We start from the raw sequence: 17,141 nt of genomic DNA, 5'->3' as shown, positions 1-17,141 counted from the left end.
CTGTACACTTTTTCGTAGAAGCTGTACACTTTTTTGTATGAACTGTATGGTTTGCTTCAATTAGTTTAGTTTCCTGATTGGTTGTCCGTTTAAATAGGCTTGAATATTTTCTACAGCTTCACTAAAATAAGTCCGGTAATTATTCTCAGATACATATCCTAAATGAGGTAAGGCGAGAACATTGTCTAGTTGGCGTAATACATGGTTCTCTGTCAACGGTTCGTGTTCATATACATCAAGACCAGCACCAGCAATCCACTTATTTTCAAGGGCAGTAACAAGGGCTTTTTGGTCGACAATTGCGGCTCGGGAAGTGTTAATTAAATAGGCATTATTTTTCATCGTCTGTAATTCCCTTGCTCCAAGGAGATGCCTAGTTCGATCACTCAGCACTAAATGGATGGATACAAAATCACTCTTGGATAATAGATCTTCGAGGGATGAAGCAAGCTGTATCTCCTCCTTTTTACATTTTTCTTCAGTAAGGTTTTGACTCCAGGCCATCACTTCCATGCCAAATGCTTTCCCGACACGTGCCATTTTACTTCCGATTTTCCCCAGCCCGATAAGACCTAATTTCTTTCCATATAAATCCACACCTAATGTACTTTGCCATGGGCCATTTGATCGAAGTGATATGTTTTCTTTAACAACATGACGGCATAATCCTAAAATGAGTGCCCAAGTCAATTCAAGAGGTGGTTCAGAGCTGCTTCCTGTCCCACACACGGTAATGCCTTGAACATTCGCCGCTGCCAAATCAATCGAGGCATTTCTCATCCCTGAGGTGATAAGTAATTTTAATTGCGGCAGTTTCGAAAAAACAGAAGCCCCAAATGATGTTCTTTCGCGCATAATGACGATAATATCACACTCTGATAAAGCGTAGACCAAATCCGCTTCATTTTCGAAATGCTCCCTGAAAACCTTAATATCTACTTGCTCTTTGATAGCTGACCAATTTGCCATTTGTAAGGCAACATTTTGATAATCATCGAGAATCGCACATTTAAGTTTCATATTATCAGCAACCCCCATTCGAACCAAGGGGACGGTTCTGTCGGCTTTTTTGTTTTAACTAATGAACAAAAAAGCCATGAGAACCGTCCCTATGGTTATCTCAATTTCATCCTTCATCATTAATTACAACATTTTTCCCTTTCAGTTTCATCAAAAACGGAATGGTAATCCATAAGAAGGCGATAATTAAAAAGATTATTGATAAAGGCTCTTTGAAAAAAATTGTATAATCGCTATTGGATATCGTTAATGCTCTTCTAAAATTATTCTCTATCATTGGCCATAGAACGAGACCTAATACCAATGGAGCAATTGGATAATCGTTCTTCGTCAAATAGTAGCCAGCCACACCACAGATCATCAGAAGCATCAGATCAAAAGTAGTTACTTGTACGGCGTACACCCCGAAAATCGATATGGCAATAATCATTGGAATTAAGTATTTCGGTGGTGTTGAGATAATTTTGGCAAATACCTTTACTAAAGGCAAATTCAAGATTAATAGCATCAAGTTCCCTACAAACATACTTGCTATAAGGCCCCATGCAACATTGGGATGTTCTTTAAATAACATTGGCCCAGGATTTACGTTGTACATAATGAGCGAACCCATTAAAACTGCGGTTGTCCCCGAACCTGGTATTCCCATTGTTAATAAAGGGATCATTGCCCCTCCAGCAGCAGCATTATTAGCGGATTCTGGTGCCGCGACACCTTCAATCGCACCTTTTCCAAAATTAGCTTTGTTCTTAGATATTTTCTTTTCAAGCAGATACGACATAAATGATGCAAGTGTAGCCCCTGCCCCCGGCAAAATACCAATAAAAAAGCCTAAGAGTGACCCTCGTACGATAGGGGCAGCACTATCCTTCATATCTTTTTTTGTTGGTAATAATTTTTCAATTCTTGCTAATTTTCCCGAATTAATATCGTTGTGAAGAATCGTTTTAAACACTTCTCCTAACGCAAACAAACCGACAGCAACAGTTAAAAACTCCAAACCGGAATAAAGCTGAGTGAAACCGAAGGTAAACCGTGCAGACCCGGAAACAACATCAATTCCGATGGAAGCTAAGAGTAAACCCAAAACTGTCATCATTAATGCTTTTGTAACCGATTTTCCTGATAAACCACTAACTGCGCAAAGTCCTAATACCATTAGTGAAAAATAGTCAGCTGGTCCGAAATCTAACGCTATACTTGATAATGGTTTAGCTAAAAATACCAAGCCAATTAAAGATACAATTCCTGCTACAAATGAACCGATTGCCGATATAGATAACGCCGCTCCGGCTCTCCCCTGCTTTGCCATTTGGTAACCATCTAAAGTAGTCGTAACCGAAGAGGATTCACCCGGTGTATTTAAGAGAATGGAAGTAGTAGAACCACCATACATGGCACCATAATACACTCCAGCTAATAAAATAATAGAACTTGTTGCCGCATCTGCAGGACTCAATCCCCCTGTTAATGTTGCTGTAACAGGGATAAGCAGTGCAACACCACTGATTGGCCCAATTCCTGGAAGGACGCCAACAGCTGTTCCTATTAGTACTCCAACAAAAGCAAAAATTAAATTTCTCCAAGTAAAAGCTACCTCAAATCCGTCCATTAAAAATTGAAAGACGTCCATTTTATCCCCCCCTAGAAGCCTAGCCACACAGGTAAACCAGGCAATGTTCCTTTCATTACATCAACATAAAGAAAATAAACACCAAATGAAATGATCGCAGAAAAAATGCATGAATATATCATTTTTCCTTTTTCCATCACTTGAAACGCTAATGTTAGGAATAGAAATGTACTGATGACATATCCTAGCGGTTCAAGTAGTAAGCAATAAAGAATGGCAGTACCCAGGAGGATTAAAAAACGCTTATATTGTAACTTCTCTCCCTTTTCGATACTATTTTTCACACGGAAAGTTTGATAAAAATTGATGAGTGATAAAATTGCTAGCACGATTGCCATAATCATCGGTAACAAGCCAGGTCCAATCGTACTGCCAAAAGACCCTTTCAACATCTTAGTGCTTTCAAAAATAAATACCGCACAAACTGCAACTAAAACTAAACTTAAACTTCTGTCAAACGTTTTGTTCAAAAAAAAGCCCTCCTATTACAATGAGTGAGAAAGAGGAACAACTCTTCTCACTCATTGCAGATTGTATAACATTTAATCTAGGAAACCTTACACAGGACAAGAAAATCCTTATTATTTAGCTAAGCCCAGTTTTTTATATAATTTCAGATAAGACTCTTCTTCAGCTTTCATTGATGCAATCCAATCCTCAGAATTCATATAACCATCTTGAATTCCAAGTCCTTCTAGTTCTGCTTTCCACTCATCGCTTTCAACAATCGATTTTAATGTTTCCTCCCAGAATGCTTTTGCTTCTGGTGACATATCTTTTGGTCCATAAAGGCCACGCCAGTTTTCTGTCACAACGTCAAAGCCTTGTTCTTTGTATGTTGGAATGTTAGAGAATTCGCCATCCACTCTTTCAGTTGAACTAATTCCTAGCACTCTTACATCACCCGATTTCAAATATTCAGCGACACTTGATAAGTCAGAGGTAAGAACATCCGCATTTCCACCAAGCAGCGCAGTCACAGCTTCTGAACCACCGTCGTATGCTGTATATTTCACCTTCGTACCATCAATACCATTGGAATCAGCAACAAGAATGGCATTTAAGTAATCCCATGTCCCCGGTGCTCCACCACCAGAAACAGTTAATGAGGAAGGATCTTTTTTCATTGCATCCATAAGCGATTTTAAATCTTTAAATTTTGAATCAGCTTTCACTACAAGAACACCATAGTCTACCTGTAATCGTGCCAGTGGTGTAACATCACGGAAAGAAATCGTTGCTGTTCCTTCTTTCTTTATGAAGTTTAGAACGAATGGGGTGGAAGCTAGCATAAGTTTATAGTCATTTCCTACTTCCTGGGTTGCAAACTCAGTCGTACCTAAAACTTGTCCACCGCCTGGCTTATTCTCAACGGTAATCGGCTGTTCCACTAAGCCTTGTTCACTGGCAAATTTGGCTACCATTCTAGCAGCTGTATCAAGTCCGCCCCCAGCCCCCGATGGAGCCATAATCGAAATCGCCTTTTCAGGTTTGTATTCTTTCTTTTCTTTATCAGAATTATCACCTGATGTTTTGTCCGTTCCTGAACAGGCCGCCAAACTAAATGCCAGAAGACCTGTCATCATCCCCATTAACCATTTCTTCTTAAACATCTGATCCCCTCCGTTATTTTTCTACTTTTGTTATCGCTTTCATAAATAACTTTAAAATAGAATACTATTAAAATAAAATTCTCTATTTTTATCTAAAACCATAACTTTTAATTATGTAATTATTTTGTATTTTAATTATCTACCAAATATTTAGAATTTTCAATTTTATATATCCTGTTCTTTTGCTATACTATTTTTGATTCCTTTTTGTTATATTCATCCATTCCTATTTACTATTATTGAATGTCCAAACTTTTTTGTAACATGGAATTACATTCTATAAATATTTTAAAGGAGGTCTACTAATGAGTGAGATTGTTTCAGCATTTCAAGCTATCCCCACCACGTGCATTTCTGACACGATACAAGGGCTAAATAATATGGATCCATTAATTAAACCATTAAAAGAGGAATATAGAATTGCAGGGCGCGCCTATACGGTCAAAATGCCTGTTGGTGATAATAAATGCGTTTTACGTGCCATTCGTGAGGCTAACCCAGGAGATATCATCGTTGTCGATGCCAAAGGAGATACCTATCGAACCATCGCAGGTGATTTCATCATTGGACTTGCGCAAACATTAGGTATTGCAGGGATCGTAACCGATGGGGTTATTCGTGACATCCTTGGTGTAAAAAAGCTGAATTTTCCAGTTTTCTGCAAAGGTACCACGGTAGCTTCAAGTGCTAAGGGTGGTTGGGGAGAAGTAAATGTGCCGATTTCTTGCGGTGGAACCTCGGTAAGTCCTGGAGATATCATTGTCGCGGATGCTGATGGGGTTGTAGTGGTTCCGAAAGAGATCGAGGAAGAAGTATTAAGGAAGGCAAAAGAAAAACTTGTTAAAGATCAAGAACGGGATGAGAAAGTTTCTGGAAAACCCGATGAAGTTATCCGTTATTTAGATAGTATGTTGAAGTAAATAGATTACCATTGTAGAAAAGAATATTGAAAAGAATGCTAGATAATAAAAAAAGACACATTATTTTCTCTGGATATAGAATTAAGAGAATTTAATGTGTCTTCTGTTCTTCTTACAAATTAATTTCTAAAGAAATCTGCCTAGAAAGCATGTTGTAAGATCAATAATTCTAACTACGGAACATAGGCAATTGCCAAAAGCATCATCAACGACCGTATCCACGTCCAAAACCACTGGCTTCATCGAAACTCTCCATTCAAGTTAATTTATGTAATTGCATAAATTCTTCAATTTCCTCTTTAGTTGGCATTCCGGTTTGTGCCCCTAACTTGAAACCGGAAAGGAATTTGGCGTATTCGAGAGGATTTTTCCTATATTCTTTTCGATTTGAACAAAATACTATTATTTTCAGACAAGGGATTTGATCATGATAAAGTCAATTTGTTCTTCATCGCCCATATAAAAGGAGTGACTTCCGTCTTGCACGAATCCTAACTTCTTGTAAAATGCAATGGCATTCTCGTTTTTCTCCCAAACACCAAGCCAGATTTTATTTTTTCCCTGTTCCTCCGCTATTTCTATCGCCTTATTAATAAGATATTTACCAAGTCCTAGTTTTTGAAATTTCGCCCTTATATAAATCCTCTCAATTTCAAGTGAATCCTCACCCATGTTTTCAGACTGTGCATCCTGGGTATTCACCTTTAAATATCCAGCGACTTCATTATTAAAATAAACAAAAAAGAATTGCGAAGAGATAGTCGATAATTCTTTTTCTAATTGGTTATTGTGAAATGCCCTCTCCAAATAAGCGTTCATATTTTCAGGTGAATTCTGATCCTTAAATGTTTCGATAAATGTTTCACAACTAATTTCCTGAAGTATGGATAAGTCTCCGATGGTACACGGTTTTATATTGATATTCATAAAAATAAGCTCTCCTTTATCTAATTAATAATTTCTCTTGTTTCCCTTTTTTACAGATTCCCAGTCTTTTTCGATATTTTTTCTTACTCTGTGAAGAAGGTTGAAAATGGTGTCTACTTCTTCTTCGGAAAATCCCTCTAATGCTACGTTATTGGAATAATCATGTTCTCTTTTTATAATTGGATAAACAGTTTTCCCTTTCTCTGTTGGAAAGAGTTTTTTTATTTTTTTGTTATGCTGATCGTCTTTCTTTTCTATAAAGCCATTCATTTCAAGTTTTTGTATAGCGCGAGCTGCTGTTGTTCGGTCTACTTTAATCATTTCAGCTACCTTTTCTTGAATGATTCCAGGGTTTTCACATATCCGCACAAGGTACAAATACTGACCCTTAGTAAGCTCCAATTCTTTAAATTCAATATTACTTATCGAATCTAAAGCTCTAGCAATCATTCCAACTTCGCGTAAAATTTCCTTCATATTTTCTCCTTAGACGAAGATTTTTGTTGCAATTACAACATATTTACTATAAATTTAATTTAACCTAATATTGTTGTAATTACAATAAAAAATTCAAAGGATTGAAAAATATGAAGGCAAAAAGAGTAACGATGGAAGAAGATTTAAAGAAGGCATTTGAGATAAGAAAAGAGGTTTTTGTTGAGGAACAAGGCGTTCCCTTAGAGGATGAATTTGACGAATTCGATAACCTTAATGGTCAATGCGAACATATCCTGGTCTATTACGAAGAAAAACCTGTCGGAACAGGACGGTTACGATGGGTAGATGAGGTTGGAAAATTAGAGCGAATTTGTATTTTGGAACCATACCGAAAATTTGGCCTTGGTAAAGTGATCATTACAGCATTAGAGGGAATTGCACAGGAAAGAGGAACAAAGAAGGTCAAATTACACGGTCAAACACATGCCGAGGGTTTTTATAAAAAACTAGGTTATCAGACTTCATCAAGTGTATTTATAGAGGATGGAATTCCCCATTATTTGATGACAAAAGAATTATTAAACCGGTAAACAACTGCGGAAGTAAAGTCCATCCTGCTGTTAATACTATTTTCTTAACACCCCGTTACTACCATTACGGGGTGTTATTAATGAGCGATGCTCATGGGACGATTTTAGTTGATTTAGCCCTTTCAGCTGTCCGGTGTATCCACCCTCCCAAAGGCCGTTTGAGAGCTAGTGCCAAAAGGAAGCTAATGCCAACGAAAATGAGCAGATACAGGGTGTCTCTTATCACGACCGTCTTAATCATTCCGCCCACCGTTTCACGCAATATGCTGACCGCATAAGTGAACGGCATGAACGGGTGCAATGTTTGAAAAAAGGAAGGCGTTAAGCTTACCGGAAAGGTTGCACCTGAACTGGAAATTTGCAATACCAATAAAATGATGGATATCCCCTTTCCAATATTGCCAAACACCGAACATAGGGTATAAATAATAATTGTAAATACAACGCTGATATAAATACTAAATAGCACAAACCATAGTTTGTCCGCAACATACGCATGAATTATATACAAATCTCCGATTGATACAATGACCGCTTGGAGAATGCTGATGGTCAAAAACGTTAGTAGTCTTCCAAAATATATTTGGTAGTGCTTATATTGACTTTCCACGTCTTCTACATCGACTCTCAGTGAAGACACCAGTAGTGTGCCGCCCACCCAAAGTGCCAGCATCGTATAAAAGGGTGTCATCGCTGAACCATAATTGGGAATGGGAAAAATCCGCTCTGTTTTTAACAGAATCGGTTTTGCTAAAAAACTGCTTTCCTTATTGGGATCATGCTTTAAGTATTCAATCAAATCATAAATATTGATACTACTCTTAAACTGTCTGAGTCGGTCTGCTGCATTCCTTACTTTTTCTTCAAATCCCGGCAAATCATTTCTGGCAAAATCAGCGGCCTTATGGATCGCTTGTTCTGCCGCCGGAAGCTTGGTACGAATCAGATCTGCGGCTTCACGAATATCCTCCTCCACTTTAGGCAGGTCGTTCTGTACAAAATCAGCTGCTTTATGAATTTTTTGTTCCACTGTCGGCAATACATCTCTCACAAAATCTGCTGCAGTGTTAATCCCACTCGTAACCTGATCTGCCTTTTGCTGTAAATCATTCCGGGTATTTTGGATGATTCCGTGTATGTTCATTATTTCATTGTATAGTAAAGTTAACTGCTCCGAATTGATATCTGATTGATTCGCTTCATTGATACTATCCATTGCTTGTTTTATTTGTGTTTCGATTTCGGTGATATGATTCACAACGTCATTGATGATGGCAGTCGTTCTAGAAATATCGTTGAGCCTTTCCTGCATAACTAACACTTGTTCACCTGCATCCATGACTAGTGGCAGGCTTGCCTCGACTTTTAGGATACTCGCACCTACCTGGTCAAGTTCAGGAATCCTCTGTTCCAAAGCAATAATTTGTTGACCTTTCTCATGAATTTCAGGTAGTTTTTCTTCCAGTTGGATCGCTTTCCTCCCCATTTCTTCAATTTGTGGGAGTGCCTTTTCAAGCTCAAAGATTTGGTTTTCCACTGAAAAAATGGAAGGCAGGTCCTTCTCAAGTTCAACTCCTGCTTTATAAAATGCGGAGAAAATGGCGTCTCCAACTGTTTTAACAAATGCTTCACTAATTTGGGCGGTTACACCTGTTGCACCAGTGGCTGCAATTTTAGGAGCAACCGCATTAATTTTTTCATTTACACCAAAAATGATTTGCGGCTTTTCTGGATTCACTTCTAAAATACTTGTAATTTTCTCAGAGAATTCTTTTGGAATAATAAGATAGGCATAATAATCTCCATGTTTTACTCCACGAATGGCTTCTTTCTGGTCGACAAACACCCAGCCAAGCTTTTTATTCTCTTTTAGATTTTTTACAGTTTCTTCTCCAACATTGATCTTCTGCTTGGTTAAACGAACTATAGCGCCTTCATCTTCATTGGCAACGGCAACGATGATGCCTGAAGTATTCCCATACGGATCCCACATGGACTTGATGTTAAACCATGCATAGGCAGAAGGAAGCAGCATAAGTCCAACCACTAATAAGGCGACTGTTGGTACACTGAAGATATTTTTCCAATCAGTAATATAGATATTCCATATTTTCCTCATTTATCAAAACACACCCATTTCACAACATACTATTTCTATTGTTGTAAAAAATGGGTTTTTTATCCCAAAACAAAACAACACCGTTCAAGGCGAACTCCAATTGCTCCAGCCCCGGTTTTTTTTCCGTATACAATGGCGGCTATAAAGAGAGGTACATTTCCGAGATGGATTAGACCTCCGTTACCCATGATTGGGAGCTTAATGTTGATAAACATCGTAGCTACTAGGGTTAATGCGATGATAAGAGAATTGATGACTATTGTTCTTGTTTTCGTTGATTCTGTCGGTACAATTAGTGAATTCATAAAGCGACAACATTTTCTGTTTTTTAGAAAGGATATCATATATTCATATTATAGTGCTAAAACTTGCTTGGTACTGCTGACTTACATAGATAAACTCGTAACTGGAATCACTATGGTATTTCAATATATCTATACAAGTACACCTTACTTGCATGAATAACAAACGAAGGTTATTATTTAAGATTGGTAAGATACTTTTCAATCTTGTGTTTTTCTTTTTAAACTCCTAGGAGGAAACAAAATGAATGTCATTGAGGTTCAAAATTTACGAAAAGAATTTAATTCCTATACAAGCCGGCCCGGTTTGGCTGGAGCTTTTCGAGATTTATTTACGAGAAATTATAAAGTCCATGCAGCCGTTGATAATATTTCCTTAACGGTTAAACAAGGCGAAATGGTTGGGTATATTGGAGAGAACGGTGCTGGTAAATCAACCACGATTAAAATGTTAACCGGCATTTTAACGCCAACATCCGGTTCCATCATGGTAAATGGGATGAACCCCCACAAGCAGCGGGAAGAATTTGTGCGTACCATTGGCGTGGTGTTCGGTCAGCGGTCACAGCTATGGTGGGATATCGCGGTTCAAGAGAGTTTCCGGTTATTAAAAAAAGTGTACCGTGTTTCTGATGAGGACTATAACCGTCATATGGGTCATGTGATAGAGACGTTAGAAATCGGTCCATTACTAGATAAACCAGTCAGAAAGCTGTCCCTTGGACAACGGATGCGCTGCGAATTAGCCGCGGCTCTTGTACACAATCCTCCGCTCCTTTTTTTGGACGAGCCCACGATTGGACTAGATGTGTTGGTGAAATTAAAAATTCGTAAGTTCCTGCAGGAAATTAACGAACAATATAAAACCACCATTCTCTTGACGACACATGACTTAACCGATATTGAAGCCCTTTGTGAACGAGTTGTGTTATTAGATGAAGGAAAAATCATTTATGACGGCAAGCTGAATCAGCTTCAAGAACATGCGGTAGAAGGAAAACAAATCGAATTTGAATTTTTGTCAGAGGTGACACGCAGCTCCCTGCCTCGTGTCGAAAATATCCAATGGGAACAAAAGGATGCGACGACCTGGCGAGGGGTTTTCAATGGGGATGAACAAATGGTTTCTCGATTGATAAGTGATGTCGTCCAAAGGAATCCGATTAAGAATGTTCGAATCAATGAAGTTTCCACGGAAGAGATTGTCCGGAAGATCTATGAAGAAGGTATGGCCCTCACATGAGTATGTATATGGAAATGATTCGGGTTCGATTTTTAATGATGCTCGCTTACCGGACAAACTATTATAGCGGGATATTAATTTATAGCATTAATATCGGAGCCTACTATTTTTTATGGTCAGCGATTTATGGAGGGAAAGAAGAGATTCAGGGATTATCAGTGGCTCAAATGACTACATATGTGGCAGTCTCCTGGATGGCAAGAGCGTTTTATTATAACAATATTGATCGTGAGATTGCTGCTGAAATCAAAGACGGAAAAGTCGCGATTGAAATGATTCGTCCGTATAACTATTTAGGGATGAAAACCATGCAGGCACTTGGGGAAGGCGTTTTTCGCTTATTGTTTTTTTCTGTCCCTGGTATGATTATTGTGGCCTTGATTTTTCCAGTACGCTTTGATGCTAGTTTAACAACTTGGTTATTTTTCTTTATTTCGCTAGTTTTTAGTTTTATTGTCAATACGCACATCAACCTATTAACGGGTATTATGACGTTCTTTTTATTTAATAACTCAGGGTTGATTCGAGCAAAACGAGTCGTGATCGATTTGTTCTCGGGTTTACTTCTCCCAATCTCGTTCTATCCAGACTGGGCTCAAACTGTGATGTCCTATTTGCCTTTTCAAGCGATCAGCTATGTTCCTAGTATGATTTTTACAGAAGGCTTTGTGGGTCAGGCGATTTATAACGCTTTGCTATCACAAATATTTTGGGTTGTCATTTTACTTATTCCAATCCGGCTATTATGGTCGCTCGCAAAAAAACATTTAATTGTACAAGGAGGCTGACCAATGTATTATCTATCATTGTTCTTTCAATACGCCTCTCAATATTTAAAAACAAGGCTTACTTATCGTGCTGATACGATTATTGAAATCCTGTCTGATTTATTATTTCAAGCTGTTAATTTAATTTTTATCGTAATCGTATTCCGCCATACAGCTTTTTTAGGCGGCTGGAACCGAGATGAAATCATTTTTATTTATGGATTTTTCCTTGTTCCTTATGCGATATTTTCGTCCTTTTTTAACATATGGGACTTTAATGAACGCTATATTGTCAAAGGAGAAATGGACCGTATCTTAACACGCCCGGTTCATAGTCTTTTCCAAATTATTTTGGAACGAATCGAGCTGGAATCTTTATTCGGGGCCATTACCGGTTTATTGGTTATGGGATATGCGATTATGAACCTAGACTTGACCTTTGCTTGGTACGATGTTTTGATCTTTATTGTCATGGTAATTGGCGGGGCTTTTATTTATGCCGGGATTTTTATTTCTATTGCAACGATTGGATTCTGGTCGGACAGCCGTACCGATATAATGCCCATGATGTATAATATCAGCAATTATGGTCGCTATCCTATTAACATTTACAACAAGGTGATTCAATTTGTGTTAACGTGGATTTTACCTTTTGCCTTTGTCGGTGTGTATCCAGCTTCCTATTTTTTAAATCGAGAGGAATGGTATGGCTACGCCTTTTTCACGCCCGTCATGGGACTCCTTTTCTTCGGTATTGCGATTCTTCTGTGGAATGCGGGAGTTAAGAGATATCGTGGGGCTGGGAATTAATATACCAATCCTGTTCATTACAAGATAAATAAAATGATATGAAAAGCATTCAAGGGAAAATTTTAACGTTAGCGCTGAACGAAAAAGAAGAGCCCACCGGCTCCTCTTTTTTTTACATAAATTTAAACAGAACTGGAATGATTAAAATAAAATTTTCTTTCCGATTTTTGTACTATCTAGTGCTCCAAAAACCATCTCCATACTTTTAATGTTATCCGTGCAGTCTGTTTCTGCTAGACGGTTTTCTTCAATGGAGCCAAACATTTCATCAAGGCACCCCCAATGGCCTTCCCGACCTTCCCAGGTGCTAGATGCGGTTTCAAATTTTGTTTTGCTTATAAATTCAATGGTTTGAGTGGAATCCACCACTTCATAAACGGGTAGACATGATCCATCCCAGCGGGCGGTTCCTTTGCTTCCTGTTACCCGCCAATCTGATTCCCATGAAGTATTCAACCCCTCTGCACACCAAGATCCTCGGTATGAGAATACAGATCCATCACTCATTTCATAGATGATAATGGCTGATGCGTTTCCTTGATACCATGATCCTGGAGGATTAAACTCATGACAATAAACAGAAACAGCGTCAGCTCCGGATATGAAACGTGCCTGATCGAATGTATGAATAGCCATGTCCACAATAAGCGGGCTATCCATCTTATCACGGAAACCTCCAAAATGTGGCCCTAGAAAAAAGTCAGCATGTAATGAACCAATCGTACCAATCGATCCGCTTGCTAAAAGGTGTTGCAACGCACGAATCTGTTTGTTATATCTGCGATTTTGCATGACCGTATATTTTTTCCTCGTTTCTTGAGCTACTTTTAACACATTCCTAGCATCTTCTAACGATTCCGCCATTGGTTTTTCCCCGAATACATTACATCCTGCTTCCAACGCAGTTGTGACAATTTGTTTATGTGCTGCAGGTATCGTGACATCAAAAACGAGATTTGCGTTTGTTTCAGAAAGTGCTTGTGATAGATTTGAAAATATTGGTACTTGCAAATTTCTTTGTTCTGCCATTGCTTTTGCTGCATCTAAAGAGACATCAACTAATCCTACAATTTCTGCGTTATTTCGTTGTTCCGCATAATCCAGCCAGGTATTTGACATGCTTCCACATCCGGCTACAACAATTTTATGTAAAGTCAAAGAAAACGCTCCTCCTTTATTCGATGACAAATCTTTCTACCCAATATGGAAGAAATAAATCATTTGCATCTTATTTCATACTTTTCTCTTAAACTATCAAGAAGACTATGGATTGTCAACGCTTTCATTGTGGTGATGGCAAAAAAATTGGACGATTATTACGTAATACAACTATCTTATTGTTATAGAAATATCCTTCTAAATATAGACCTAAAAAAAAGCATTCCTCATTACTGGGAAATGCTTTCTAGTTTAAAAAATTCCTTTAAAAAATGTAAGGAACGGGATTTTAACTCGGATTATATCTATTGATTATATGAAATCACTTTGAATACTTCATTTGAATAGTTCAAATGTGTAATGCTAGAATTTTTTATTTCAATCGCCCCAATTGGCATTTCAGAAAATAGGTTGATCATACTCATTATAACTACTCCATGAGTGACAAGTAGGATATTTTCATCCTTTTGATTTTCCGAAGTAATCATTTTTAAACCTCGTTTAATCCGGTCTGTGAACTCGTTATAACTTTCAGCATGTCCAAGTGGATCGGAGTTTTGAATTGCATTAATGACTTCTTCCATTGAATATGTTCTCATCATTTCAGCACTGTTTGAAAACCCATTGTCTATGGCCATCTTGCTCCAAGTAGCTTCAGACGAATCCCCTTCGAAACTGCCAAAAAACATTTCTCTGAACTCTTTAACCTTTTGAATGGCTAAATTCTCTTTATGCTTATTCTGTTGAAGAATTAATTCAGCGGTTTCTACCGTTCTTCCTGAATCACTTGTGTAGACACGATTAAAAGTTACCTCTTCTAGCTTTTTTCCAGTTTCAATCGCAACTGCTTTCCCTTCTTCGGTTAATGGACTGTCAGCCCATCCCTGCATTTTTTTATACTTATTTAAAAGAGTTTCTCCATGTCTGATACAATATAAATTGATTTTCACTATCAACTCTCCCCTAACTCTATTGGTTAATCCTAACCTTTACCACCTTCATTATGGGCACCTTCCAATTGGTTTGCAGCTGTTGCTTACCCCATAAGAACCCTTCTTTGTAATTATCATTATCTCCTATGTACAAATTCAAAAGTAGTATGGAAAACATATAGGTAAATGATACTCTTCTTAATAATAAAAAACTGGTCTCATTTAGACCAGTTTAAGACTTATCAGAGCGATAATGATGGGGAAATTGGTTAGCCAACACATCAAATAATCGTAAAGGGTAAAACCACAACAGCAATGTTTTTAATTCAACTATTCTTTTACTTCGTTATATTCCTCATCTGATACTTGTTCCAACCATTCAGGCGTACCAGCAGTGATTGCAATGTGTTCAAACCAGCTGTCTTTTGAAGCGCCATGCCAGTGTTTTACACCATCATGGGTGACAATAACATCACCGGCTTTTAAAAATTGAGCAGGTTTTCCTTCTTCTTGGTACCAACCTTCGCCACCAGTTACTAATAAAATTTGAAATCCATCACGATGGATATGCCAGTTATTTCTGCATCCTGGTTCAAAGGTCACATTCCCAACACCAACATTCACGTTAGGATCAGAAACTAATCCTTTAAGATAACTTTGTCCCACAAAATATTGTGCATATGCTTCATTTTTTTCGCCCACTGGGAAAATAACACCATTTTTTACTTCTTCATGTTTTGCCATTTTTTATTCCTCCACCTGTTTATTTTAACTTTCCACCGAATACTGGGAAGACCCATGCTCCCCATAATTCTGGATTTGTTCTACATTTTTCAAAGTCTCCATATCTCCATCGCTGATAACAAAATCAAGCTCTGAATTGTTTCTCATGTGTTCTGGATTTGCCGTCTTAGGAATTACTACAAGACCAAGCTGGATATCATAACGAAGGCAAAGTTGAGCAACAGATACTCCATACTTATCAGCTATTACCTTAACCTCTGCGTTATCGAGAACTGCACCGTGTGCAATTGGTGAATATGCTTCTACTAAGATGTCATTCTTCTGGCAGTATTCAATTAGGTCCAAAGGAGTATTGCTCACATGTGCCAATATTTGATTTACCATAGGCTTGACCTCACAGCTTGCAAGAATATTCTCTACATCATCCTGAAGGAAGTTAGAAAGACCCATTGCCTTTACCTTTCCTGTCTTATAAGCATCCTCCAAAGATTTCCACACTCCTTTGTTTTCCTCGAAGTAACGTTTCTCTTCACGGAACTCCTTCCAAGGCTGTGGACTGTGGATAATTAGAAGATCAATGTAATCCAGTCCCATCTTTGCTAAGGATTCATCAATGGACTGCGTAACTGCATTATAGGTCTTTGCTTCTGCAGCAACCTTTGTCGTAATGAAAAGTTCTTCTCTTGAGACACCGCAGGAACGGATACCTTCGCCTACTCCAACTTCATTCATATATGCCTGAGCAGTATCAATATGACGACCGATAGATACCGCATCCCGAACAGCTTGTGCCGCCTGTGCATCGTCAAGCAGCCAGGTGCCAAGACCTAATTTTGGAATTTCAACACCATTTGGTAATTTGTAAGTTTCGTTAAACATGCTTTCGTCTCCTTTGCATTTAATTTTCAGCAATAATTTCATTGACTAAACATGATGCTTTAAAAATTAATATTGATTGATTAATCAACAGCTGTTTATCATTATAAAAAAGTCCATCATACTTTCAATGGTTAAATTACTGCAATTTGTTGAATTCTCAACAAATCAATTAAATCTGTTGATTATTTTTAGAAAGATTGGTGAATTCCGATGGCAAAAGTCAATAGAAGAATAGCCAAAAGTCAAATTGCAATAAAAAAAGCTGTAACAGAATTGCTGTCTGAAAAAAGCCAATCTTCCACTTTGGAAAATCGGCTTTTTCTGATACTCTAATGTTACCAATCGATTTGTTTTCCATCTCTGAAGAATTTCCCATTTGGTCCTTCAGGTCCAATCGTCGATAACCACAGGATAGACTCAGCAGCTTTCTTAGGAGTTCTTGGAGCAGAAGGTCCTCCCATATCTGAGCTTACCCATCCCGGATCGACTGCATTAATTTTGATATCATCACTGATTTCTGCAGCTACCATTCGTGTTAATCCATTTAGGGCAAATTTAGATAACTTATAAGCTCCTACTCCTGGATATGACATGTCGCTCATCGCCCCATATTCAGAGGAAATATTAATAATTCTTCCATAGCCTCTTTTTTCCATGAGGGGTATAAAGGAACGAATCACATAATAAGCACCGAAGAAATTGGTTTTCATCGTTCTCTCCAAAATGGAAGGATCCATTTCCACTAACTTTTTATTCTCTTCCAAATACACCCCAGCATTATTAATCAATACGTCTAATCTTCCATACTTTTCATTAATAGAAACCGCAGATTGACGGATGCTTTCTTGATTATCTACATCCATTTCCACAAAAGAAATGTCAAGATTTGAATCATAAAGTCTTTGCGCAGCTTCATGGCCCATCTCTGGATCCCGACTTGCCAATATAACCTTAAAACCTTTCAACGCCAATTGCTTGACCAACTCATATCCAATTCCTCGATTACCGCCGGTGACAAGAGCAACATGTTTATCCAGTGACATATA

17 protein-coding genes and 1 pseudogene are annotated in these 17,141 nt (G+C 38.0%); 5 read left to right on the top strand and 13 right to left on the bottom strand.

Annotated features, from left to right (window positions below):
* Positions 1-60: 60 nt before the first annotated feature.
* From ABC255_RS12875 to ABC255_RS12860, 4 genes are all read right to left on the bottom strand, one after another.
* On the bottom strand, positions 61-1,020 hold the full coding sequence (locus tag ABC255_RS12875; protein ID WP_412993990.1) for a D-2-hydroxyacid dehydrogenase family protein: 960 nt from the start codon (positions 1,018-1,020) through the stop codon (positions 61-63).
* A 106-nt stretch (positions 1,021-1,126) separates the two neighbouring features.
* Entirely contained in the window at positions 1,127-2,653 is a 1,527-nt protein-coding gene (locus tag ABC255_RS12870) for a tripartite tricarboxylate transporter permease (protein WP_412993988.1), read from the bottom strand.
* A gap of 11 nt (positions 2,654-2,664) precedes the next feature.
* Positions 2,665-3,123 carry a tripartite tricarboxylate transporter TctB family protein gene (locus ABC255_RS12865; RefSeq protein WP_412993986.1) on the bottom strand — a complete coding sequence of 153 codons (459 nt, stop codon included), beginning with the start codon at positions 3,121-3,123 and terminating at the stop codon, positions 2,665-2,667.
* A 111-nt stretch (positions 3,124-3,234) separates the two neighbouring features.
* Positions 3,235-4,266 carry a tripartite tricarboxylate transporter substrate binding protein gene (locus ABC255_RS12860; protein WP_412993984.1) on the bottom strand — a complete coding sequence of 344 codons (1,032 nt, stop codon included), beginning with the start codon at positions 4,264-4,266 and terminating at the stop codon, positions 3,235-3,237.
* A 305-nt stretch (positions 4,267-4,571) separates the two neighbouring features.
* Here ABC255_RS12860 and ABC255_RS12855 point away from each other — a divergent pair, with 305 nt between their 5' ends.
* On the top strand, positions 4,572-5,186 hold the full coding sequence (locus ABC255_RS12855; RefSeq protein ID WP_412993982.1) for an RraA family protein: 615 nt from the start codon (positions 4,572-4,574) through the stop codon (positions 5,184-5,186).
* Positions 5,187-5,594: 408 nt separating this feature from the next.
* Here ABC255_RS12855 and paiA read toward each other — a convergent pair whose 3' ends face one another.
* Together paiA and ABC255_RS12845 are read right to left on the bottom strand one after the other, a co-directional pair.
* Entirely contained in the window at positions 5,595-6,113 is a 519-nt protein-coding gene (gene paiA / locus ABC255_RS12850) for a spermidine/spermine N(1)-acetyltransferase (protein ID WP_412993981.1), read from the bottom strand.
* Between the two features lie 24 nt (positions 6,114-6,137).
* Positions 6,138-6,590 carry a MarR family winged helix-turn-helix transcriptional regulator gene (locus ABC255_RS12845; protein WP_412993979.1) on the bottom strand — a complete coding sequence of 151 codons (453 nt, stop codon included), beginning with the start codon at positions 6,588-6,590 and terminating at the stop codon, positions 6,138-6,140.
* 110 nt (positions 6,591-6,700) lie between these two features.
* Here ABC255_RS12845 and ABC255_RS12840 point away from each other — a divergent pair, with 110 nt between their 5' ends.
* Positions 6,701-7,141, top strand: a complete 441-nt coding sequence (locus tag ABC255_RS12840) for a GNAT family N-acetyltransferase (RefSeq protein ID WP_412993978.1) — start codon at positions 6,701-6,703, stop codon at positions 7,139-7,141.
* 91 nt (positions 7,142-7,232) lie between these two features.
* Here the strand turns inward: ABC255_RS12840 and ABC255_RS12835 are convergent, their stop codons facing one another.
* Positions 7,233-9,260, bottom strand: a complete 2,028-nt coding sequence (locus tag ABC255_RS12835) for a YhgE/Pip family protein (protein WP_412993977.1) — start codon at positions 9,258-9,260, stop codon at positions 7,233-7,235.
* 86 nt (positions 9,261-9,346) lie between these two features.
* A pseudogene (locus ABC255_RS12830) lies at positions 9,347-9,565 on the bottom strand (ECF transporter S component); the annotation flags it as partial.
* Positions 9,566-9,806: 241 nt separating this feature from the next.
* Here ABC255_RS12830 and ABC255_RS12825 point away from each other — a divergent pair.
* From ABC255_RS12825 to ABC255_RS12815, 3 genes are read left to right on the top strand one after another with little or no spacing between them, the layout of a single operon-like run.
* Positions 9,807-10,805 carry an ABC transporter ATP-binding protein gene (locus ABC255_RS12825; RefSeq protein WP_412993975.1) on the top strand — a complete coding sequence of 333 codons (999 nt, stop codon included), beginning with the start codon at positions 9,807-9,809 and terminating at the stop codon, positions 10,803-10,805.
* Positions 10,802-11,593, top strand: a complete 792-nt coding sequence (locus ABC255_RS12820) for an ABC transporter permease (RefSeq protein WP_412993973.1) — start codon at positions 10,802-10,804, stop codon at positions 11,591-11,593. Before ABC255_RS12825 ends, ABC255_RS12820 begins: the two co-directional genes overlap by 4 nt.
* Positions 11,594-11,596: 3 nt before the next feature.
* The gene (locus tag ABC255_RS12815; RefSeq protein WP_412993971.1) at positions 11,597-12,382 is read left to right on the top strand and encodes an ABC transporter permease; all 786 of its coding nucleotides are present in this window, start codon (positions 11,597-11,599) and stop codon (positions 12,380-12,382) included.
* Between the two features lie 141 nt (positions 12,383-12,523).
* On the opposite strand, the gene ABC255_RS12810 is transcribed toward ABC255_RS12815, so the two are convergent.
* The 5 genes from ABC255_RS12810 to ABC255_RS12790 form a co-directional block, all read right to left on the bottom strand.
* Positions 12,524-13,540, bottom strand: a complete 1,017-nt coding sequence (locus ABC255_RS12810) for a Gfo/Idh/MocA family protein (protein WP_412993969.1) — start codon at positions 13,538-13,540, stop codon at positions 12,524-12,526.
* A 305-nt stretch (positions 13,541-13,845) separates the two neighbouring features.
* The gene (locus tag ABC255_RS12805; protein ID WP_412993968.1) at positions 13,846-14,490 is read right to left on the bottom strand and encodes a histidine phosphatase family protein; all 645 of its coding nucleotides are present in this window, start codon (positions 14,488-14,490) and stop codon (positions 13,846-13,848) included.
* A 312-nt stretch (positions 14,491-14,802) separates the two neighbouring features.
* A complete protein-coding gene (locus ABC255_RS12800) occupies positions 14,803-15,216 on the bottom strand; it encodes a cupin domain-containing protein (RefSeq protein ID WP_412993966.1) in 414 nt (137 codons plus the stop codon).
* Between the two features lie 24 nt (positions 15,217-15,240).
* Positions 15,241-16,095: an aldo/keto reductase gene (locus tag ABC255_RS12795; protein WP_412993965.1), complete on the bottom strand. Its 855-nt coding sequence runs from the start codon at positions 16,093-16,095 to the stop codon at positions 15,241-15,243.
* Between the two features lie 335 nt (positions 16,096-16,430).
* Entirely contained in the window at positions 16,431-17,138 is a 708-nt protein-coding gene (locus ABC255_RS12790) for an SDR family oxidoreductase (RefSeq protein ID WP_412993963.1), read from the bottom strand.
* Positions 17,139-17,141 lie beyond the last annotated feature (3 nt).

The organism is Neobacillus canaveralius (genome assembly GCF_047237705.1).
GTDB classification, from domain to species: Bacteria; Bacillota; Bacilli; order Bacillales; family Cytobacillaceae; genus Neobacillus; species Neobacillus niacini_K.
The sequence above is the reverse complement of the archived record's forward strand: the minus strand, read 5'-3'. Positions and strand labels throughout refer to the sequence as shown.